The 22,232-nt window shown below is 38.5% G+C and carries 17 protein-coding genes; 7 read left to right on the top strand and 10 right to left on the bottom strand.

Annotation, left to right across the window (positions count from 1 at the left end):
- Positions 1-307: 307 nt before the first annotated feature.
- The 4 genes from AC3RV6_RS02860 (at position 308) to AC3RV6_RS02875 (ending at position 6,417) form a co-directional block, all read left to right on the top strand.
- The gene (locus tag AC3RV6_RS02860) at positions 308-1,630 is read left to right on the top strand and encodes an FAD-binding oxidoreductase (RefSeq protein WP_489747962.1); all 1,323 of its coding nucleotides are present in this window, start codon (positions 308-310) and stop codon (positions 1,628-1,630) included.
- Between the two features lies 1 nt (position 1,631).
- Positions 1,632-2,993: a (Fe-S)-binding protein gene (locus AC3RV6_RS02865; protein ID WP_489747963.1), complete on the top strand. Its 1,362-nt coding sequence runs from the start codon at positions 1,632-1,634 to the stop codon at positions 2,991-2,993.
- Entirely contained in the window at positions 2,993-4,456 is a 1,464-nt protein-coding gene (locus tag AC3RV6_RS02870; protein ID WP_489747964.1) for an FAD-linked oxidase C-terminal domain-containing protein, read from the top strand. The genes AC3RV6_RS02865 and AC3RV6_RS02870 overlap by 1 nt, the downstream gene beginning before the upstream one ends.
- 191 nt (positions 4,457-4,647) lie before the next feature.
- Positions 4,648-6,417, top strand: coding sequence for an L-lactate permease (locus tag AC3RV6_RS02875; RefSeq protein ID WP_489747965.1), 1,770 nt, complete (start codon positions 4,648-4,650; stop codon positions 6,415-6,417).
- A gap of 238 nt (positions 6,418-6,655) precedes the next feature.
- On the opposite strand, the gene AC3RV6_RS02880 is transcribed toward AC3RV6_RS02875, so the two are convergent.
- The 4 genes from AC3RV6_RS02880 to AC3RV6_RS02895 form a co-directional block, all read right to left on the bottom strand.
- Complete coding sequence (locus tag AC3RV6_RS02880; protein WP_489747966.1) at positions 6,656-7,138, bottom strand: VanZ family protein; 483 nt, start codon at positions 7,136-7,138, stop codon at positions 6,656-6,658.
- Positions 7,139-7,766: 628 nt separating this feature from the next.
- Positions 7,767-9,101 carry a CitMHS family transporter gene (locus AC3RV6_RS02885; protein ID WP_489747967.1) on the bottom strand — a complete coding sequence of 445 codons (1,335 nt, stop codon included), beginning with the start codon at positions 9,099-9,101 and terminating at the stop codon, positions 7,767-7,769.
- A 206-nt stretch (positions 9,102-9,307) separates the two neighbouring features.
- Positions 9,308-10,012: a response regulator gene (locus AC3RV6_RS02890; RefSeq protein ID WP_489747968.1), complete on the bottom strand. Its 705-nt coding sequence runs from the start codon at positions 10,010-10,012 to the stop codon at positions 9,308-9,310.
- Positions 10,013-10,016: 4 nt separating this feature from the next.
- On the bottom strand, positions 10,017-11,666 hold the full coding sequence (locus tag AC3RV6_RS02895) for an ATP-binding protein (protein WP_489747969.1): 1,650 nt from the start codon (positions 11,664-11,666) through the stop codon (positions 10,017-10,019).
- Between the two features lie 518 nt (positions 11,667-12,184).
- Between AC3RV6_RS02895 and istA the strand changes: the two genes are divergently transcribed.
- Both istA and istB read left to right on the top strand, forming a co-directional pair.
- A complete protein-coding gene (gene istA / locus AC3RV6_RS02900; protein ID WP_489746254.1) occupies positions 12,185-13,477 on the top strand; it encodes an IS21 family transposase in 1,293 nt (430 codons plus the stop codon).
- A complete protein-coding gene (istB, locus tag AC3RV6_RS02905; RefSeq protein WP_489747970.1) occupies positions 13,470-14,222 on the top strand; it encodes an IS21-like element helper ATPase IstB in 753 nt (250 codons plus the stop codon). Before istA ends, istB begins: the two co-directional genes overlap by 8 nt.
- Positions 14,223-15,046: 824 nt before the next feature.
- Here the strand turns inward: istB and sda are convergent.
- Positions 15,047-15,187 carry a sporulation histidine kinase inhibitor Sda gene (gene sda, locus AC3RV6_RS02910; protein WP_489747971.1) on the bottom strand — a complete coding sequence of 47 codons (141 nt, stop codon included), beginning with the start codon at positions 15,185-15,187 and terminating at the stop codon, positions 15,047-15,049.
- Positions 15,188-15,733: 546 nt separating this feature from the next.
- On the opposite strand from sda, the gene AC3RV6_RS02915 reads away from it, so the two are divergent.
- Positions 15,734-17,107, top strand: a complete 1,374-nt coding sequence (locus tag AC3RV6_RS02915; RefSeq protein WP_489747972.1) for an FAD-binding oxidoreductase — start codon at positions 15,734-15,736, stop codon at positions 17,105-17,107.
- Between the two features lie 46 nt (positions 17,108-17,153).
- Here AC3RV6_RS02915 and AC3RV6_RS02920 read toward each other — a convergent pair whose 3' ends face one another.
- From AC3RV6_RS02920 to AC3RV6_RS02940, 5 genes are all read right to left on the bottom strand, one after another.
- Complete coding sequence (locus AC3RV6_RS02920; RefSeq protein WP_489747973.1) at positions 17,154-18,344, bottom strand: CaiB/BaiF CoA transferase family protein; 1,191 nt, start codon at positions 18,342-18,344, stop codon at positions 17,154-17,156.
- An 18-nt stretch (positions 18,345-18,362) separates the two neighbouring features.
- Positions 18,363-19,505 carry an alpha-hydroxy acid oxidase gene (locus AC3RV6_RS02925; RefSeq protein WP_489747974.1) on the bottom strand — a complete coding sequence of 381 codons (1,143 nt, stop codon included), beginning with the start codon at positions 19,503-19,505 and terminating at the stop codon, positions 18,363-18,365.
- A gap of 240 nt (positions 19,506-19,745) precedes the next feature.
- On the bottom strand, positions 19,746-20,522 hold the full coding sequence (locus tag AC3RV6_RS02930) for an enoyl-CoA hydratase/isomerase family protein (protein ID WP_489747975.1): 777 nt from the start codon (positions 20,520-20,522) through the stop codon (positions 19,746-19,748).
- A 13-nt stretch (positions 20,523-20,535) separates the two neighbouring features.
- On the bottom strand, positions 20,536-21,207 hold the full coding sequence (locus AC3RV6_RS02935) for a methionine ABC transporter permease (protein WP_489747976.1): 672 nt from the start codon (positions 21,205-21,207) through the stop codon (positions 20,536-20,538).
- A gap of 3 nt (positions 21,208-21,210) precedes the next feature.
- Positions 21,211-22,224, bottom strand: coding sequence for a methionine ABC transporter ATP-binding protein (locus AC3RV6_RS02940; RefSeq protein ID WP_489747977.1), 1,014 nt, complete (start codon positions 22,222-22,224; stop codon positions 21,211-21,213).
- Positions 22,225-22,232: the final 8 nt, after the last annotated feature.

The following is a 22,232-nucleotide window of genomic DNA, read 5'->3' on the forward strand; positions in this document are numbered from 1 at the left end:
AGATTTAATGAAATAGTGCTTTAATAAGATATACACTAAATCGGGTCATCTGATAACCTATTGTTATAAAAGAGAAGAGCCATTTTCTAACTTTCTTGTAAACTTGTTAACTATTTAAAAGAATAAAGAACCGAATTTTAATAAAAACAAATAACTAATTATTCCGTTAAAATGTTAAAAGTGAGTCTATTTGTGCGACACTCTGAAAACGCTTTCAATTATTTATTTATCGTTATTTATAATAAGTTGTGCCAACAGACAAAATAATAAATAAAGTTTCTACAATGAAACAGACAGGGGCGTTATCGTGATTACATCGGATCTAATGACAGATTTGAAATCTGTTCTGCCAGACGTTTTAATTGAGGACGGAAAAAAGCTTATTGACACATTAGGGAATACGAGCGACATTATTATTTATCCAACTACTGAAGAAGAAATTGGTGAGATTTTAAAGTTTGCAAATGATAATGGGAAAAAAGTAACCGTTACTGGATTGGGCTCGAAAAGAGGTTTCGGTGGAATTGAAGCTTCGTCTGATATTTTACTTTCATTGAAAGAATATAACGGAATTGTCGAACATGTTGTAGGTGATATGACAATGACTGTTAAGGCCGGTACGCGGTTTCAAGAACTTCAGGCGTACTTGGCCACGCATAAACAAACAATTCCACTTGACCCTGCTTGGCCAGAACATGCGACAATCGGCGGTGTTATTGCGGCGAATGATAGTGGACCAAAAAGACTTGGCTATGGTTCGGCGAGAGACTTAGTCATTGGTTTAAGAATTGTTTATCCGGACGGGGAAGTAATTCGTTCTGGGGGAAGAGTTGTTAAGAATGTCGCGGGTTACGATATGAATAAAATGTTTGTTGGCTCAATGGGTACATTAGGTGTCTTTTCGGATATTACATTGAAGCTCCGCCCATTACCGAAATATGAAAGTATTGTATTACTATCATTTCCGGATGATTGTTTAGAAGAAATTCGTACATTTACTGTTAGTCTACTAGACTCGTTGATGGAACCTAATTCCTTAGAATTATTAAGTCCGTCTATTTCAAAGGCTTTATCAGGTCAGTCAAATTATGCTTTAGCAATTAGTTTTGAAGATGTCGAAAAATCTGTTCGCTATCAAGAGGAATTTGTAAAACAAGTCAAACCAGATAATGTTGAAATGGCGATATTGGCTCAAGGCGACGCACAGTTGTTTTGGCAGGAGTTCTATAAGATTACGCCAAATGGTTTTTCTGAAGTCCAAGATGAACAACTTGAGGTTTCGTTAAAAGTAGGCGTTAAAAACCTTGATGTTCTGAAAGTTGTTCAAGCCGCTCACTTACTTGAGGGGAATGAACTTCGCGTTCAAGCACATGGCGGATTAGGGCATGGATTATGTGGTGTTAATCTAAAAGGAATGTCTAAAGAAGTTGAAATAGCGATTCGTTCATTAACCCAAACTGTAGAAGAGCTAGGCGGTTATGTTGTAATCAAGCATGCACCATTAGCACTTAGGCAAAAGCTAGATGTATGGGGGAAAAAACCGGCATTCTTCTTTTTATTTGAAGGAATTAAAGAGAAGATTGATCCGTTAAGAACCTTAAATGATAAACGCTTTGTAGGAGGGTTATAAAATGACTGTACAAGAAATGACGAAACCCAAAGTGCCTGCATGTGCGTCGATGCCCAGTTTAAGCAATTATTCTTCAAAGGATACACCGGATGAAAGCAAATGGGCAGATTGTGTGCACTGCGGATTGTGTTTGGAATCCTGTCCAACTTACGAGTTAACTGGACAGGAGCAACATTCACCACGTGGTCGTGTATACCTTATTAAATCCGTTGCTGATGGGAAGTTGAAAGTGAATGAACAGTTTAAGGAATCTATAAACGCTTGCTTAGATTGTAGAGCTTGTACAACTGCTTGTCCTGCAAGTGTAGATGTTGGTGGTTTGATTGAAGAGGCTAGGGGCCAAATTCGACAAGTTATGCCATTAACAGGCTGGCAAGGAACGGTTAGTAAAGTCTTTCTTGAAGGGTTATTCCCGCATCAAAACCGTTTAAATACAATGGGTAGCTTTTTGAAGTTCTATCAAAAGAGTGGTATTCAAAAAGTTGTTAGGAAAACTGGCTTGATGAACATTATGCCGCAGCATTTAGTGGAAATGGAATCAGTAATGCCAGAAGTGAATCAAAGCGTACGTAAGAAGTACAAAAATAATCCAGTCATTCCTGCTCAAGGTGAGAAAAAGCGTGAAGTCGCCTTATTAACAGGTTGTGTAATGGATGTTATGTTTAGCGATATCAACCAATCTACTATAAATGTCTTAACACGTAATGGGAATGAAGTAACGATACCTCAGAAACAAACTTGTTGCGGCGCGTTACATGTGCATGCAGGTGACCGCGATATGGGTAGAAAATTAGCGAAACAAAATATTGAAGCATTCAAAGATTCAGAGAAAATTATTACGAATGCCGCTGGTTGTGGTTGTATGTTGAGAGAGTATGAGGAATTATTCCAAGATGAACCTGAATGGCTTGAAAGAGCGCAAACGTTTTCAGAAAAAGTGGAGGATATTTCGAAACATCTCTATGATACTGGTTACGAGAAACCTAAAGCTGCGATTAACGCGAAAATTGCTTATCATGATGCGTGTCATTTAGCGCATGGGCAAGGTATTCGTAAAGAACCGCGTGACATGCTCCTTAATATTCCTGGGGTAGAAATGGTGCATATGGCGAATTCGGATCGCTGCTGTGGTAGTGCAGGAATTTATAATATTACGAGTCCTGACCTAGCATCGCCGATACTCGAAAGTAAGATGAAAAACGTGCCGGATGATGTCGAAATGATTTCAATGGGGAATCCGGGTTGTATGTTGCAAATGGCAATCGGGGTTAAAAAGTACGGTAGAAATCAAAAAGTCGTCCACACTGTTCAGCTTCTCGATTGGGCTTATAAGAAAGAAGATGGACAAGAGGGGGAGTACTAATGGCGAGACATAAAATGACGTCAAAAGATAAGCATATTATCGCTTTGTCGAAAATTGTAAGTGGGCCGTTTTCTATTTTGTATCATACAGATGATTTAATCGCCTACGATTGTGATGGTTTTACACTGACGAAGCAATTACCTAAAGCTGTTGTGTTTGCGCAAAATACGGAAGAAGTTGCGGAATTAGTGAAATACTGTTCAGCGAATAACTTACCATTTTTAGCTCGTGGTGCTGGAACCGGATTAAGCGGTGGTGCAACGCCAATAAATGGTGAAGTAATCATTAGTCTCGTGAAGATGAAACGACTTATCAGTGTAGATTTAGAAAATCGTCGTGCCGTCGTTGAACCTGGTTTTATTAACCTTCAGCTGACAAACTCGATTTCAGATAAAGGCTATTATTATGCCCCTGATCCATCTAGTCAATCTTGTTGTACGATTGGTGGAAATATTGCTGAAAATGCTGGAGGCGCACACTGTTTAAAGTATGGTGTCACAACGAATCATACATTGGGCTTGGAAGTCGTCTTACCAAATGGTGAAATTATCGAAATTGGGCAAGACGGTATTCCTGATCAACCAGGCTATGACTTATTAGGTTTGATTACCGGCTCTGAAGGAACGCTTGGCATTGTAACAAAAATTACGGTTCGTATTTTGAAAAATCCAGAAGCGAAACAAACTGTTCTAGCTTATTTCGATGATGTAGTGGATGGCAGTCAGGCTGTTTCTGATATTATATCAGCTGGAATTGTGCCAGCTGCGCTTGAAATGATGGATAAAATCGCAATTGAAGGGGTTGAAGCCGCCGCATTTCCGGTAGGACATCCAAAGGATATTGCAGCCGTTTTACTTATTGAAGTCGATGGGATTTCAGCGGGTATCGAGGAACAGATTAATGAGATTTTAGCTGTATGCAACAAGCATAATGTGCGCGAAGTGAAAGTGGCGCAAGACGAGGCTGAACGTGAAAGGTGGTGGGCAAACCGTAAAACAGGATTTGGAGCAATGGGCGCGATATCCCCGGACTATTTAGTTCAGGACGGTGTTATTCCGCGCAGTAAATTACCAGAAGTATTAAATAAAATCAACGAAATCAGTTCAGAGTATGGACTTCGAATCGCAAATATTTTCCATGCAGGGGACGGCAATCTTCATCCACTCGTTTTATTTGATGCTAGGGTACCAGGGGAAATTGAAAAAGCTTTGGAAGCGGGCAGTGCATGCTTGAAAATTTGTGCAGATGTCGGCGGTACAATTACTGGGGAACACGGCGTAGGCATTGAAAAAATTAATGAAATGCGTTTCGTATTTAGCGAACAGGAAATTGCAGCGCAAACTGATATTCGTGAAGTATTTAATCCTGATAACTTACTGAATGCTGGAAAGTTATTTCCTTCTCCGGGTCGTTGTGCGGAAGTTAAAAGGGATATGAAAGAAGTCGCAGCTAGTAGGGTTTAATAAAAAGAAAATGTAGTGGGCTATTTCCGTCTAGTATTATCTAGGGGAACGATTCGTTGTACTAGACAGTTGCCATCGCAGATACATATGTAGCTTACCTTACCTTACCTTACCTACTGCACAAACGATTACCAATGTGTTTTACGGCATTAATTAAATATAAAATTGACATTAAAAGGGGAGAAAAATTTATGAGTACTGGCGTATTAGCTCTTTTATCACTACTACCAATTATCGCTGTTGCAGTTTTTTTAGTAGGACTTAACTGGCCTGCAAGTAAAGCGATGCCTATCTCTTATGTAGTAGCAGTAGTTCTGGCATTATTTGTTTGGCAAGTACCTGGTGCAACTGTTGCAGGTGCAACGGTACACGGTCTAATTACAGCAGGAACGCTTCTGTTTATTATTTTCGGCGCAATCTTACTTCTTAATACAATTCAAGAAAGTGGCGGAATCAAAACAATCCGTCGTGGCTTTACAGATATCTCTCCAGATAGACGCGTTCAAGTTATTATTGTCGCTTGGTTATTTGGATCATTTATCGAAGGATCAGCAGGATTTGGTACGCCAGCTGCAGTAGCTGTACCGTTAATGGTTGGGTTAGGTTTCCCAGCGATGGCAGCGATTGTTGCAGGACTCATAATCCAAAGTACGCCAGTTTCATTTGGAGCTGTAGGTACACCGATGATTGTTGGTGTTCAGACAGGTTTATCGGCGGATCCAAGTATTACGAATGACTTTTTACTATTAACAACAGATATTGCTGGAAAAGTAGCCATTTTACATGCAGTTGCAGGTCTATTAATTCCATTATTTGTTGTAGCGATTATGACAAGATTCTTCGGGAAAAATAAATCATTCGCTGAAGGACTTAAAATGTGGAAATTCGCACTTTTTGCTTCACTAGCAATGACAATTCCTTATGTAATTGTAGCAAATACACTTGGGCCTGAGTTCCCGTCTATGGTTGGTGGACTTGTTGGTTTAGCGATTGTTGTCTATACGTCTAAGAAAGGTTTCTTAATGCCTAAAGATGACGAGATTTGGGACTTTGAACATAAATCTAAGTGGGATCCAAGTTGGGTTGGCACAACAGAAATAAAAGAAATTACACATAAGAGCGGCGACATGAGTATGATGCGTGCTTGGTTCCCTTATGTGCTAGTTGGACTATTTTTGGTGCTTTCAAGATTACCTTCTTTACCGTTCGTAGGCTGGTTAAAGTCATGGGTTGTTGGGCCAACAGAAATTTTCGGTTCAGCGATTTCATCAACTTTCCAACCTTTGTATTTACCAGGTACACTTTTTGTTTTAGTAACAATTATTACGTTCTTCCTTCACGGTATGAGTGGAGCTGCTTATAAGAGAGCATGGAAGACTTCATTCAAAACAACAATTGCTGCTTCAACGGCACTTGTGTTTACAGTTCCAATGGTTCAAGTATTCTTGAACACGGGTAATGGTTTAGCAGGATTTGAAAGAATGCCAATTGCATTAGCAAATGGTGCCGCTGCTATGGCGGGTGAATTCTGGCCATTCTTCGCAACATTCATTGGTGGACTAGGTGCATTTATTGCGGGTAGTAACACGGTTAGTAACATGATGTTCGCGTTGTTCCAGTACGATGTTGGTTCTCAGATTGGTGTAGATCCTAGATGGATCGTTGCGCTTCAAGCAGTTGGCGGCGCAGCAGGTAATATGATTTGTGTGCATAACGTAGTAGCAGCTTCTGCAGTTGTTGGTTTAACAGGTAAGGAAGGAACAATTATTCGGAAGACTTTATTCCCGTTCTTTTATTACGCGTTATTTACCGGTGCACTTGGCTATTCTATTGTTTGGTTCTCAACAAAAGGAATCTTCAATATTGGTAGTTTCGTAGCAATTGCAATTGCATTTGTCGCAATTTATATTATTGCAACAAATAAAAAGCGTTTGGCATTATTACCAAACAACCTTAAGTAAGTAATAGAAAATCACCACAACCATATTAGATGGTCGTGGTGATTTTTTTCGTTTTAACCTTATGTATATGCGGCACTACTAGGCAATCCCTAGTCGGAAAGGCGTTGTATTATTTCTCACTCTCAGCGCTGAGAGTGCCCCGTGGCGGGCCAGAGGAGTGCCGCCTCTCTGTGATTAGTAGTATACGTAACTAGTTTTCTTTTTATACATGAAAATGGACAGAGAAAAACCGATTAAGTTATTTTTTAGACTTAATCGGTTTTTTACGTTTTTTCTTCTTCGGCAGAATGCGCAGAATAACAAGAAATGTTACAGCACCGGACATATCGAGCAATACATCTTTTGCGGATGGGGTTCTACCACCTGTCAGTGATTGATGGTATTCATCTGCGATTGCAAAAGCCGTTGTGACAAGAAGTGCAATAAGCATTCGATTACGACGTGCTGGGATAATCGAATAGATTATAGTGGCAAGTACGCCGAAAATAAAGAAGTGTGCGCTTTTCCGCAATAAAAATTCAACGAAATAATAATAGCCCCGTTCTTCAACTGAAATCGTCTTTCCCCAATAAGGAATTTCTAGTTTGGATAACGGTTCTTCTAGTGGTTTACTCGGCAACCACTTTTCAAGTGTAGGAATAAGCGATTGTTGTTCATAAGACTGTCCAGATGAAACGAATAGTGTTGCAATTACTAATAATAGTAGGATTATTTTTCTCATAAGTGAATTTTACCATAAATAGAAGCTCATTTCATTTTATAGGGACGGGGTAGCGGGATTTCGTCTGGATGTTGCAAAGTTTAGGGTAGACGTTGCATGGTTTCTAGCTGACGTTGCAAGGTTTCTCAGAAATGTTGCATACAATCCGAAACGTTGCCAGGTTTCGTCTTGACGTTGCATAGTTTAGTGTAGACGTAGCATAGTTTCTAGCTGACGTAGCATGGTTTCTCGAAAATGTTGCATACAATCCGAAACGTTGCGAGGTTTCGTCTTGATGTTGCATAGTTTAGTGTAGACGTAGCATAGTTTTTAGCTGACGTTGCAAGGTTTCTCTAAAATGTTGCATACAATCCGAAACGTTGCCAGGTTTCGTCTTGACGTTGCATAGTTTAGTGTAGACGTAGCATAGTTTCTAGCTGACGTTGCATGGTTTCTCTAAAATGTTGCATACAATCCGAAACGTTGCGAGGTTTCAGCTGGATATTGCATAGTTTCATCTGAGCGTTGCGAAGTTTACCATTAGGAACATTACTAACTATAAACTACAAGAAAAGTTATAAAATTAGGGGGGGTAAAAAAGTCCCAACAAGTATTAACCTGTTGGGACCACACGCCGTTTGATTAACACTTAAATCGTAATAACACCTAGCATAATTGTGATGACAAGTAATACGATACTGAAGCCCCACATAATCATGAATGAATAACGTATGTGTTTACCCATTTCAAGCCCTGCTAACCCGAGTGCGAGCCAGAGTGCTGGTGAAAACGGACTGACGAATGTTCCGATAATATTCCCGACAATCATCGCATAAGCTGCGGATAGGGAAGGGACACCGAAAGTTGTTACGACTTGTTCAACAATCGGGAAGAGTGCAAAATAGTATGCATCTGTACTTAGTAATAAATCAAACGGTACCCCGAAAACACCGATAATAATATGTAAATAAGGAACGATAAACGCAGGTAATATAGTTACAAGATCAGTTGCAATCGAATCAAGCATATTCGTGCCATTCAAAATACCGAGGAACGAACCTGCCGCGAGTATAATCGCAGCCATTAACAGAGCATTTGGCGCATGGTCTTTAATGCGATCCATTTGTGCGTCAACACTGCGGTAATTAAGCGGTAGCGCAATACTCACACCAATCATGAATGCAAATCCTGCTGGAATAATGCCCCATACGAGAATACCAATAACGCTAACTGCGAGTATGACGTTTAGCCATAACAGCTTTGGACGTCTAAGTGAAGCGGCCTTTGTTGCAGCTGGACCTTCTTCATCCAAAGGCGCGATTGATGGGTTAGCCCCTTCAAAAATATCTACATTTAACAAACTTCTTTTGGCGATAAGTCGTTTTTCACGCATACCTAAAATTACTGCCAATATGACTAATAAAACCAATCCAATCACTTGAATTTTAATAAGAGGTCTCCATAATTCAGTGACGTCCATTCCGAGGACAGACGCGGTTCTTCCCAGAGGGCCACCCCAAGGCACCATATTCATAATACTTGCAGATGTACCGACGAGTAATAAGAGTAAGTACGGGTTCATTTTCAAACGTTTATAAAGCGGAAGTAACGCGGGTATTGTAATTAAAAAGGTAGAAGCACCCGATCCGTCTAGTTGTGCAACTGCTGCAATAATAACGGTTGCTATAGAAACTGCAATAATATTTCCGCGTGATATCGTAATCATTTTATTAATTAAAGGATCAAAAACACCCGTGTCTTGCATGATACCAAAGAATAGAATTGCGAAGATGAACATAATAACAACACTGATAACCGAAGTAATTCCACTATTAAAAAATTCTCCGATTTCCTTAAAATTAAAACCTGCAGCAAAAGCACCTACAATTGGTACAAGTACGAGCGCAACAATCGGTGTAATTCGGTTACTAATTAATAAAATAACGATGGTAAGAATAACTAAAAGTCCAATAATACTGAGCATATAATTTTCTCCTTTCGACTAAACAATCGTTTAATTTCAAAAGGGAGACGTCGTTATGAAGGCGTATACAATAGAGCGATTAAAAATTGCATAACTAACTAACATCCCTCTTTTAAATTTCTTTCTTCTTCAAAATTTAACATAGAGGGATGCAGAAAATAAGTTTAATTAACTAAGAAGTCTAATGGTTATTATGTGTATATAGTTCATAAAGTCCACGGAATGTATTTTCTTTCAGGTCTGCCAACTTCACCGTAAATAAGTTGTGCTTTTGCTTCGTTTATGGAGACGAGATATTCAAGATAACGTCTTGCTGTAGAGCGACTGACACCTACTTCTTCACCCATCTCCAATGCATTTACACCACTAGAGTCGCACTCTTTTAGAACTGTATTTATTTTACCTAATGTTATTTGGTCAATTCCTTTTGGGAAAACTTTAAATCCGTCTTGTTTTCCTTCGTCTGGATTTTGTCCGATAAGCTTATCTATATCATCTTGTTCGAGTTCCTTTTTAGAAGACAATAATTGCTTCTTTTCTTTGTATCGTTCCAATGTCTTTTCAAAGCGGTTAAAGTTAATCGGTTTGACAATATAATCAAAAATACCGCCTCTTAACGTTTCTTCAATTGTCTCCACTTCTTTTGCAGCCGTTATCATAATAATATCGATTTTAGGATAGCTTTTTCGAACTGTCCAAAATAAACTCAAACCTTCACTATCCGGAATATAAACATCTAAAAGAATTAAATCAGGTTGGACATCGCTTTCATTTAATATTGATAAAGCTTCCTTTCCCGTTTTGGCGATACCAATTACTTTGAATCCTTCAACATTGTTGACAAGTTCGCAATTAATATCTGCAACACGGAAATCATCTTCTACTATTAAAACGCGGATTAAGTCATTCATATTATTACTTCCCCTCACTAAACTTCGGTATTGAAACGACAAAACAAGAGCCGCCCAGTTCACTTTCATCTAAAAAAATATGGCCGCCAATATTACTAATTAATTGGTAAGTTAATGCTAATCCAAAGCCGCGGTCCGAACCTTCCTTCGTAGAAAACCCTTGTTGGAATAGCTTATTGACGTGTTCGGCTGCAATACCGATTCCAGAATCATCTATTTCAATAAGAATGTCGTCGCCTATATCAGTAAAAAATAATGAGATTTTACGATTTTCGGGAGACAAAACCTTTACTGCATCTATAGAGTTATCTATTAAATTTCCTATTGCGGTAAGTAATGCGTGACTTTGTTTATCGGATAACTGTATGCTCAATTCGCTCTCTTGGTGAATCGTTAATTCAATTTGTTTCTCACTCGCTGTATTCAGCTTACCAATTAGAAGTCCACTAAGAAGGGAATCTGATATCTTTTCGATAACCGCATAAATCCATTCTTGTTGTACAGCGCTTTCAAGTTGAATGAAATCAATGACTTCCTTCTTTTTATTCAAATGGACCAAGCCCATAATCGTGTAAAGTTTGTTTGAGAATTCATGTGTTTGTGCACGAAGAGCATTTGCGTATTGCTTAACACGAGATAATTCTTTGGATAAAACTTCGATTTCAGTTTTATTTCGAAAAGTTGAAACAGCTCCAACAATTACATTTTCAAAATAAATGGGTAAGCTATTAACAAATACAATATTATTACCAAAAATCTTTTCTTTGTCATACTGACCTTTACCGGAACTGAGCACTTCTGCTAGTTCAGAAGTGGGGAAGGTCGTATGAATTGATTGACCGATATACTGTTCAGCAGATGTCTCTTCGTCAAATAAAAGCCGTTCTGCTGCTGAATTCATCATCGTAATAAAACCCTCACCATTTACAGCAAGAATCCCTTCATGTGTAGAATGAAGAATGGTTTCCTTTTGGAATAGTAAATGTGAAATTTCTTCTGGTTCTAATCCGAATAAGTCTTTCTTTATATGCGTTGCGATAAGGACAGCAAAGGCAATTGCGCCAACTGTGATTAAGAGTAGTACAAGCCATAATTCTTTACTATAATTCCAAATAATTGTCTTAATATTATCGACTAGAAAACCAACAGAAACGACACCGACGATTTCGCCGTCAAGTACAATAGGCACTTTTGCACGTAAAGATTTCCCGAGAGAACCTGTGGCGATTGAAGTATAAGATTCACCGCGGATTAGAGCTGCTTCGTTATCTTCACCAACCATTTTATGTCCAATTTCGCTTGGATTTGGATGCGCATAACGGATTTCATCTTTATTCCCGATTACAATAAACTCAGCACCAGTAGATTGCTGAATCGGTATAACGATTTGCTGAATAATAGTAGCAGGATCCTGAGAATGAAAAGCTTCTGACAGTTCAGGGATAAGCGCAACGGTTTTCGCGACGCTCAGTGCTCTATCACCTATTTGCTCTTCTAGTGTTTTTTCTAAGAAATGGGAAAGAAACCCACCTATAATCAAAATAATTGCGACGACCAATGCCCCAATGAGCAGAATCATTTTCATTTTCAAATTCATGAAGACTGTTGGTTTTATAATGTGTTTTCTAATATCATTCTTGTGTAAGTGAATCATCTATGAAGCTCCTTTAATGGTTAGTAGACTTCAAGTATATACTTTTTGCATGTGGAGGATAAGTAAATATGTAATATAGTGGAATATCAAGCAGATGCAGTTGAAAACGTTGCGAAGTTTCCCTAATACGTTGCAAAGTTACGGCTAGACGTTGCAAGGAAAACCGAAAACGTTGCATAGCTTCCAAAACGTTGCGAGGCTTCCCTAATACGTTGCAAAGTTTCCTCTAGACGTTGCAAGGAAAACCGAAAATGTTGCATAGCTTCCAAAACGTTGCAAGGTTTACTTAATACGTTGCAAAGTTACGGCTAGACGTTGCAAGGAAAACCAAAAACGTTGCATAGCTTCCAAAACGTTGCGAGGTTTACTTAATACGTTGCAAAGTTACGGCTAGACGTTGCAAGGAAAACCAAAAACGTTGCATAGCTATAAATGATAGTTTAGATATGTACACAAATGCTTGAATAAATATGTACAAACTTAATTGTAATCCTCATAATTATTATGAGGTGATTGGAATGTATCTACAGTTAGATATTCAAACAGAAATAGAGATAAAGAGTCTTTGTGATTTATCCAAACTAAAAACACTAATGGAGAACTTAAAAATGAAAATAAACAAAAGCCAGTTAGCTAGAGAATTAGGTGCAGATCGTCGCACGATTGATAAGTATTTAAATGGTTTTACACCCAAGCAAACGAGAAAGAAAGAATCTAAAATCGATAAAAATTATGAAGATATCGCGGAGTTGTTATCCACAGAATCCAAACAAGTTTTTTATTACAAAAGAGTTTTATGGCAGTACTTAAAAGATAACCATAATCTACAATGTTCACAATCTAATTTTGGTGCTTATATTAATCGAAAGCCAGAATTCAAGGCGTACTTCGATGATGGTAAACGTACAACATCAAGTGCATCATCCGGTATTCGTTACGAGACGAAGCCTGGTGAACAAGCACAGCTAGACTGGAAAGAGAGCATCCGTTATGAAATGAAAGATGGTGAAATCATATATGTTAACGTAGCAGTGTTACTACTTTCTTATTCAAGATTTAGAGCGTTTCATTTAAGTATTTCAAAATCACAGGCTGTCTTATTATCATTTATGACAGAAGCATTTGAAGTTTTTGGAGGCGTACCGAAAGTGATTGTGACAGACAATATGAAAACTGTAATGGACGATGCTAGAACAGACTATTTCAAAGGTGTTGTAAATAACAAGTTTACTCAATTTGCACAGGATTTTGGTTTTAAAGTCCAACCTTGTGTTGCTGGGAGACCTAGAACAAAAGGAAAAGTAGAAGCGCCCATGAAACTGTTAGATGAGATTCATGCTTACCAGGGGAAGTTCAATTATGAAGAATTGCACGAATTCGTGCAAAAGCTATGTACACGCATTAATCAAAGTGTCAATCAGGGAACGAATAAGATTCCACTTTTTGCGCACAAACAAGAAAAGAACCTCTTACTCCCCCTACCACAGGACAAAGTAAAAGATTCTTACAAAATCAAACATACACTTGTAAAAGTCAATGCCTCAAACATGATTTCCTACAAGTCAAACCAGTACTCAGTTCCAGCCAAGTATCAGGGAAAGACGGTCGGGTTACAAGTATATGATGATCATTTATATATCTACTATACCATGGATTTAATTGTGCAGCATAAGATAACTACAGCAAAACTAAATTATAAAGAAATACATTACAAAGATACACTCGCCAAAGCAATTCCGTATTATCCGGATATCGATAAATTAGCTAAACAAAACCTGGAAGCAATTGGTGAGGTGTATAGAAATGAATAATAGTTATCAGCAACTAATCCAAAACTTGGAGTACTTAAAAATGAAACAAATGACACACCATTTAGGAGAAGTCGTCGACTTCAGCATTAAAAATGAATTGTCATTTATCGATACTTTAGTCAAACTTACAAATTACGAGATTGATGTGAAAGAACAAAATATGATTCACGCAATGGTTAAGGTAGGTGCGTTTCCTCACCGAAAAGAGGTCGCAGAATTTGATTTTGAATTTCAACCAAGTATTAATAAGCAGCAAATTCAAGATTTCACTTCATTACGCTTCCTCGAGGCACAAGAGAATATTGTGTTTTTAGGCCCTAGTGGGGTTGGAAAAACTCACTTGGCAACATCCATAGGTATTGCGGCCGCAAAGAAACGTACTAGTACCTACTTTATAAAGTGTCATGACTTAATTCAGAACTTGAAGCGTGCAAAGATAGAGAATCGCTTAGAAGTCCGTTTAAAGCATTATACGAAATATAGACTATTGATTATTGACGAGATTGGTTACCTACCAATCGAAGCTGAGGATGCGAAGATGTTCTTCCAGCTCATTGATATGCGGTATGAAAAAAGAAGTACGATTTTAACGACGAATATAAATTTAAAAGCATGGGATGAGGTTTTCCAGGACACCAAATTGGCTAATGCCATACTAGATCGTGTTCTTCATCACGCAACAGTCGTTAGTATCGTGGGACCATCCTACAGAATAAAGGATCACCTCAAAAAGGAAGAGGAGTGATTTCTGTACATCTTTAAACAAGCGAAAGTGTACATACTTAGGTTGACATTTATACATAGCTTCCAAAACGTTGCGAGGTTTACTTAATACGTTGTAAGGTTACGGCTAGACGTTGTGAAGAAAGCCAAAAACGTTGCATAGCTTTCATAACGTTGAGAGGTTTACTTAAAACGTTGCGAGGTTTCCTAAATGCGTTGCCAGGAAAACCAAAAACGTTGCAAACTGCCAATCCCACGACAGCAATTCAATAATGATACAACAGAAAAAGCATGATCTAAGTTGCTAGATCATGCTTCTTCTTGTCCCTCGGAAGAGACATGCGCGGAAAACTTATCGTTCTTTATTATTCAATTACAAACTGTTCTTTCTGACGAAACTATAAAACCCCGTCTATGCAGTTTGATGAGCCGACTGAATTCTTAAACCAAATTGATGGTAAGGGTTTCACAAAAATCTGTTTGTGATTAACACCTTCTACAGTCGATCTTCAAGTGCACTACCACAAAAAACTTACTGCTTGTTGGTACACTTACTAGGTGACACCTGTTCCCGACGAGATTACAATCGTCAGTAAAGCAAATTTTCCGCCAAGGCTGTGCAATTCTTTGTTTGAAGTCCACGGAAGGTTACTCGTCTACGCGCTTTCTTCTAACTTCGTTTAGCCTTGTAGTTAGTATTTACCCACATGAAACATTTCTAAACATCTTTTTGAAAATTATAATACATGTTGAATCTATATATAATAAATCGGATTTATAAAAACTAAAAAATGCCTTCTACGCGGTAGATTTCCCGTCTAGAAGGCATTTTACTATGTGTATATATCATGATGTTTGTTTTAATTTAATAAGAAGGGACCGACGGCTAATTTCAATTTCTAATTGTTTAATAAATTCAAGACTTAGATTATGCTCAATGGCTTTTAAGTATGATTCAATTAACAGGTCATCCGACATATTTAACATATAACAATCCACCTCCATATAGTTTTTCAACCTTACTTTTAATTAATAAAATGTACAGATCATTCATATAATTAGATTCTAGCACATATAATGTTTCGGAACAACCGTTCTGTTATCCACAATGTTTAGTGGACATCCTGTGTGTAACTTGTTCATAAAACGGCAAAGTCATACTCAGTGAACGGGATAATGTTAACAACTTTATCCACAACCCATAAATGATAGAATAAATGTCGAAAACTATTCTTTTTAAATCAATAAGAATTCAATTTTCATAAATTTTATTTACCTAAATAAGCTTCTCCCTCTTTTAAATAAAACCTAATCTTGATTAAATATTCATAATATTTAGTAATTATGGTAGTAATTTTTACTTAGAAAGACAATTAGTAGTTCCAGATAACTTTTTCATCGATTAGCTACTAGAATTAAAACATTTCTACACGAATCAAGTCGAACAGATGGTAGAATAGTAGACAGAAGAAAGATTAATGATTAATGATCTAACTCAGAGTAGATTTGTTATTTAGGAAGGCGGAAGTAAGTATGTTATTTATTGAACGGCTAAGAGAAATATTACCGGAAGATCAAGTTGTTGTGAATCAAACGATATTGGAACGCCACGGTAAAGACGAATCGTATCATGAACCGCATTTACCTGATGTTGTCGTTTTTCCTGCAACGACTGAAGAAGTGAGTAAAGTACTCGCATTTGCGAATGAAAACAGGATTCCAGTTGTCCCATTTGGACTGGGTACGAGTTTAGAAGGTCATATTATCCCTTATGAAGGCGGGATTTCATTAGATATGTCATTGATGAATAAAGTACTTGAAATTCGAGAACGAGATTTCCTTGTTAGAGTTCAACCGGGCATGACACGTAGTCAAGTAAATCAAGAGTTGAAGAAACATGGTTTATTTTTCACAGTCGATCCGGGTGCAGATGCAACACTAGGTGGAATGGCTGCTACGAATGCGAGTGGAACGACTTCTGTACGTTACGGTATAATGCGTGATCAAGTAAGAGATTTAGAAGTTGTTTTAGCGGATGGCAACGTCATGCGTACGGGCGGTTTATCAGCGAAATCATCTTCAGGCTATCATTTAAACGGTTTAATGGTTGGTTCTGAGGGGACTTTAGGCGTCATTACTGAACTTACATTGAAAGTACATGGTATTCCAGAACATATTATGGCAGCACGGGCTTCATTTGAAACGGTTCAAGATGCTGTTGATGCAGTCGTCACAATTATGGGCGCAGGAATTCCGATGGCGCGGATTGAGTTAGTTGATGCACGTTCAGTTCAGCAAGTAAATGTTTATTCGGATACGTCATTCCCAGAACTACCAACACTTTTCCTTGAGTTCCACGGAAATGAAGCAGGGATGAAAGAAGACATTGACTTTGCCCAAGAGTTATTAGAAGACCTTGATTGCGTAGCGTTTGCATTTGAAAGCGACTCGAAGGCAAGACATGAACTATGGGAAATCCGACATAACTTAGCTTATGCTTTTATTCACGGTGCGCCGGGTAAGAAAATGATGGTAACGGATGCTAGTGTACCGATGGATTTACTCCCAGATGCGATTGCAAATAGTCGTGAGAAAATCGATGAAATGGGTCTAGACGCTGCCATTGTAGGACATGTAGGTGACGGGAATTATCATGTCATTTTAATGATTGATTTAGAAAATGAAGAAGAAGTAGCACAAGCGAAAGAGTTGAATGAACATATTGTTAAATTTGCTTTATCTATAGGCGGGACATGTACAGGTGAACACGGTGTAGGTGTCGGTAAGACGAAGTATCAGGCCGAGGAACACGGTTATGCGTATGAAATGATGAAACAAATTAAGAAGACATTTGATCCGAATAATATTTTAAACCCAGGTAAACTGATTGTCGATTTAGATTCATAATAAAAAAGAGATATAAGAGAAAGTTTTCTCTTATATCTCTTTTTTTTTAATTAGTAACGTCAGCTTTTTTCAATGCATGTTGCACATCTACATTATAGCCAAGTTCACTCAGCACTTCTTCATTATGCTGACCAAGTAGGGGAGCGGGTTTAGAAATTACCCCTGGTGTAGCAGAAAGTTTCGCCGGAAATCCTAAAGTCTTCATAGGACCAGCAATAGGGTGTTCATAATCTAAAATCATATCGCGGTCTAAAACATGTGGATCCGTGAGTGTTTGACCATAGTTCAAAATAGGACCTGAAGGGATATTATTTGTGCTTAATAAATCAAGCCAGTAGTCAGATGGATGCTCAACAAGGATTTTTTCAATCTCCACTTCAAGTTCATCTGCGTTTTCATTTCGGATACTGTTTGTTGTAAACCTTTCATCCACAAGCCATTCAGGTTTTGACATAACTTGTAAACAAAATATCTCCCATAACTTCTGATTGGCAGCCCCGATTAAAATATAACCGTCTTTCGTTTTGTAACCTTGGTACGGTGCAGATACGCGGTGTGCTGTGCCATTCCGCTGTGGAAGATCTCCATTTCCGAAAAAAGCAGCCGCTTCCCAAACTGTCCAAGCAAGTCCCGCATCAACGAGAGATACATCGATATACTGACCATCACCAGTTTTAAGTCTATGAATATAAGCAGCTAAAATCGACTGAATCGCAGTTTGTGCAGCCGCGATATCATGCATCGCAATCCCGACTTTAACGGGTTTCCCACCTTTTTCACCTGTCATATCAATTAATCCAGATAAACCCTGTGCCATAATATCGAATCCGCCTTTTTCGCGGTATGGTCCAGTTTGTCCATAACCTGAAATCGAACAGTAGATTAGGGCAGGATTGATTGCCGACAGTGTGTCATAATCCATTTTTAATTTCTGAGCTACACCTGGTCTAAAGTTTTCAACGAAGACATCGGCGGTTTTGATGAGGTCATACAATATTTGTAAACCTTCATCACTTTTTAAATTAAGGCATAACCCTCTTTTATTTCGATTGACCATCATATACATATAACTTTCGCCGTTAATATAAGGTCCCATCGAGCGCGTATCATCGCCTTTTGGGTATTTCTCGATTTTAATTACATCTGCACCCATGTCGCCGAAAACCATTGTGCAATAAGGTCCCGCCAATACTTGGGACAAATCGATGACTTTCAAACCTTTTAATGCTTGTTCCACGAATTAAAACCTCCAAATTTAAGCTTTTACAATCGTAACTTTTTGTATGTCGGCTAAAGTTGAAACACCCGTCAATGCAAGTGACACTTCAGTTTCTTGAATAAACGACTCAATGACTCTTTCAACGCCGGCTTGACCATCAGCTGCAAGTCCGTAAACAAAAGGTCTACCAATTAGTACCGCATTAGCACCTAAAGCTAGTGCTTTAATAATATCTGACCCTCTACGAATGCCACTGTCTAATAATATTGGAATTTTTCCATTAACAGCTTCTGCAATTGGTGGAAGGGCATCAATTGTTGAGATCACACCATCTAATTGTCTACCGCCGTGATTGGAAACGATGATCCCATCAATACCATGTTTAATCGCAAGTAAAGCGTCTTCTGGGTGTAAAATTCCTTTTAACAGGATAGGCAACGTCGTTCTCTTCTTTAACTCAATAATATCGTCCCAACATAATGTCGGGTGATGAATATTGTTAACCATTCCTTGAATAATCGATTCATCATCCGTCCCGGAAATGGATGACATAAAGACTTCATCAGACTTGTAATTTGATATACCTAGACCAAGTTTTAACGGAGAGTATTTATTGCGTAAATCCTCTTCACGCCAGCCAATCATCACGGTGTCAATCGTTACGACAAGTGCTTCAAAACCAGCTTTTTCAGCTCTTTTTACCATATTATAAGAGATTTCTTTATTAGCGGACCAATAAAGTTGAAACCATTTAGGGCTGTCTCCTGATTCTTTTTTAACGTCTTCCATAGAGAAACTAGAAACCGTGCTTTGAATATAAGGAATTCCGAATGTAGCTGCCGCTCTAGAAGTAGCGAGTTCAGCTTCTTCATGTGCCAGTTTCTGCATGCCAACAGGTGCGAGTAAAATAGGGTGGGGATAGGTTTTTCCGAATAAAGTGACGCTTGTATCAACTGTTGAAACGTCGTTTAGAAAGCGTGGTACGAGTGAGTACTTCACGAATGATGTGGTGTTTTTATGTAGTGTTTCTTCGTTGCCGGCGCCTGAACGGATGTATCCGAATTTACCAAGTGGTAGGTGTTTTTCGGCATATGCTTCGAGTTCTTCGTATCCGATTGGATGTATGTCGTTTGAGGCGATGTTGTCGAGTAGTTTATCGGCGTTTTTATTTGCTGTCATGAATGATCAGTCCTTTTTTATTGGGATTAAACTAATGAATTTAGTTCTACGAAACCGTTGATTTCCGTTCCGAGCGGACGCTTTCCGCGGGCGGTCCGTGAGCCTCCTCGTCGCTACGCTCCTGCGGGGTCTCACCTGGACGCGCTTTTCCCGCTGGAGTCGCCGCTCTCCACTTCAATCAACTAGATGTAGTATTCCTAATTTCAACTTATATAGTTGATTTTAGGTGTTGAATTCTAGTTATTTAAAATTAGGTTTCCTCTTGTTCAAAAAAGCGTCGATGCCTTCTTTATAGTCATCGGAGCTGAAGGATTCTAAAATCATTTCTGCTAGTTCTTCGTTTTCTTCGTTTTCGCCGTCGACGATTGCTTGGATGACTTTTTTTATGCCTGCATTGGCGACGGAGGATTTGCTAATTATGAGTTGTGCGAATGAGTTTACTTCTTCATCTATCGTGTCAGGGCTATAGGCTTCGTTAATTAGGCCAATTGAGACTGCTTCTTCTGCGCTAATTAGCTTTGCTGTATAGAGAAGTTCTTTTGATTTTGATGGGCCTATTAGGTTGTAAAGTCTTTTTGTGCTGGATAGGTTGTAGACGATGCCTACATTTGCTGCTGTAATGCCGAGTTTACTATCTGTTGATGCAAATCTGAAGTCGCATGAGTTTGCGAGTTCTAACCCGCCGCCAATTGCTAGTTTTCGTATTAATGCGATTGTAGGGCGAGGGAAGCGGTATAGTTTATCGATTGCTCGGAGCGCTTCGTCGTTGTATTGTTTTGCTTTGTCTGTTTCGAACCGTGCATCGAGAAATTCACTGATGTCAGCACCGGAAGAGAATGCTGTTTCATCGACACCACGGACGATGAGTACTTTCACTGATGGGTCTTTTTCTAGTTCATCCAAAACGTCATAAAGTTTTTTAAACATTGCCAGTGAAAATGAATTCTTCTTAGCAGGTCGATCGAAAACGATTGTTGCGACCTGGCCGTCTATGGTTGAAAATACTTCGTAAGTCATGATAAACCTCCGTTCAATCTTTCTTTAATTTCGCTGAAAAATGGTTACCGAGCATTTGAATTCCTTGGACGAGAACAATTAATATGAAGACTGTTGCGTACATGACTTCAACTTCGTATTGAATATGTCCATATCTGTAAGCAAGGTCACCGAGACCACCTGCACCAACAAGTCCGGCCATTGCTGTTGCACCAATTAAACTAACGGTAGCAATTGTTAAACCAAGTATAATGGAAGGTCTTGCTTCTCTAAGAAGGACATTCCAAATGATTGATCTTCTTTTAATACCCATCGCTGTGTAAGCTTCGACTGTACCTTGGTCGACTTCTAGTAATGCGGTTTCCATTAATCTCGCAATATATGGTGCTGTATAGATGACGAGTGGAACGATAACACCTTGCACGCCAATGGTTGTACCAGCAATAATTTTCGTGAATGGCAAAATGAAAAACAATAAAATAATAAATGGAATAGATCTAAGAATATTGACGATTAAATTAAATAGATTGTAGACGAATTTATTCTCAAAAGATTGGCCAGGTCGGGTAAGTACTAACAAAATCCCTAACAGTACACCGAGAACAACTGAAAATACGAGGGAGACAGTTACCATTTGAAAAGTTTCTACGATTGATTTCCAAATAATCGGAACCCATTTATCAATAAAATTCGCATCATTGTTCATGTCTTACCCCTCCAATTCTTCTGTACCGACGCCTTGTTCAGTTAAGAACTGTAACGCTTTTACAATATTTTCTTTTTCACCAACGAGGTGAATGACCAAGTTTCCGACGATGCCATTTTTTAGTTCAATAATATTTGCAGATAAGATATTCGGTTTTACGTTAAATTTTTCTGTCGCAAGCGCAAGAAGCGGTTGACTTGTTGATTCGCCTACAAAAGTGAGTCTTGTAACAGCACCTGTTAGGCTTAGTTGTTGAATTAAAGAAGGAGATAGTTTCCGTTGTGAGATCGTGTTGAGAAACGTCTGAGTTGTAGGCTCCTGTGGACGTGAAAATAAATCGATTGTCGTGCCTTGCTCTATGACATTCCCGTCTTCCATCACGTAGACATAATCACAAATCTTTTGGATGACGTTCATTTCATGCGTAATTAGTAAAATCGTAATTCCGAGTTCTGCATTAATTTTTAATAGAAGATCTAGAATGGATTCTGTCGTTTCAGGGTCTAGTGCGCTTGTTGCTTCGTCACTTAACAGTATTTCTGGTTCTTGCGCAAGAGATCTTGCAATGGCGACACGCTGTTTTTGTCCGCCTGATAATTGATTTGGAAAAGATTTATGTTTATCGGATAAACCAACAATTTCCAAGTATTTAATGACACGCTTTTTCGTTTCTTCTTTATCAAATCCGAGTAGTTTTAACGGAATAGCGATGTTATCGTAAACAGTTGCTGTTTTAAGTAAATTAAAACCTTGGAAAATCATGCCGATTCCTTTTCTTGTTTCACGTAATTGATTCAAAGGAAGGGACATGATTTCCTGTCCCTTTATGAATACTTGGCCTTCAGATGGTCTTTCAAGTAAGTTAACACATCTGATTAACGTACTTTTACCAGCGCCACTATAACCAATAACGCCGTGAATTTCACCTTTTTTAACGTGGAGGTTAACGTTTTTTACTGCTTCAACAACGCCGTTTTTCGTTTCAAATGTTTTTGTAACGTTTTTTAATAAAATCATATAGTCCA

The sequence above is a fragment of the Sporosarcina sp. So3-204 genome (genome assembly GCF_058068165.1).

Excerpts from the sequence above, each read along its gene's own strand:
- AC3RV6_RS02865 (WP_489747963.1), top strand. The coding sequence starts at position 1,632 with ATGACTGTACAAGAAATGACGAAACCCAAAGTGCCTGCATGTGCGTCG.
- AC3RV6_RS02870 (WP_489747964.1), top strand. The coding sequence starts at position 2,993 with ATGGCGAGACATAAAATGACGTCAAAAGATAAGCATATTATCGCTTTG.
- AC3RV6_RS02875 (WP_489747965.1), top strand. The coding sequence starts at position 4,648 with ATGAGTACTGGCGTATTAGCTCTTTTATCACTACTACCAATTATCGCT.
- AC3RV6_RS02880 (WP_489747966.1), bottom strand. The coding sequence starts at position 7,138 with ATGAGAAAAATAATCCTACTATTATTAGTAATTGCAACACTATTCGTT.
- AC3RV6_RS02885 (WP_489747967.1), bottom strand. The coding sequence starts at position 9,101 with ATGCTCAGTATTATTGGACTTTTAGTTATTCTTACCATCGTTATTTTA.
- AC3RV6_RS02890 (WP_489747968.1), bottom strand. The coding sequence starts at position 10,012 with ATGAATGACTTAATCCGCGTTTTAATAGTAGAAGATGATTTCCGTGTT.
- AC3RV6_RS02895 (WP_489747969.1), bottom strand. The coding sequence starts at position 11,666 with ATGATTCACTTACACAAGAATGATATTAGAAAACACATTATAAAACCA.
- istA (WP_489746254.1), top strand. The coding sequence starts at position 12,185 with ATGTATCTACAGTTAGATATTCAAACAGAAATAGAGATAAAGAGTCTT.
- istB (WP_489747970.1), top strand. The coding sequence starts at position 13,470 with ATGAATAATAGTTATCAGCAACTAATCCAAAACTTGGAGTACTTAAAA.
- sda (WP_489747971.1), bottom strand. The coding sequence starts at position 15,187 with ATGTTAAATATGTCGGATGACCTGTTAATTGAATCATACTTAAAAGCC.
- AC3RV6_RS02915 (WP_489747972.1), top strand. The coding sequence starts at position 15,734 with ATGTTATTTATTGAACGGCTAAGAGAAATATTACCGGAAGATCAAGTT.
- AC3RV6_RS02925 (WP_489747974.1), bottom strand. The coding sequence starts at position 19,505 with ATGACAGCAAATAAAAACGCCGATAAACTACTCGACAACATCGCCTCA.
- AC3RV6_RS02930 (WP_489747975.1), bottom strand. The coding sequence starts at position 20,522 with ATGACTTACGAAGTATTTTCAACCATAGACGGCCAGGTCGCAACAATC.
- AC3RV6_RS02935 (WP_489747976.1), bottom strand. The coding sequence starts at position 21,207 with ATGAACAATGATGCGAATTTTATTGATAAATGGGTTCCGATTATTTGG.
- AC3RV6_RS02940 (WP_489747977.1), bottom strand. The coding sequence starts at position 22,224 with ATGATTTTATTAAAAAACGTTACAAAAACATTTGAAACGAAAAACGGC.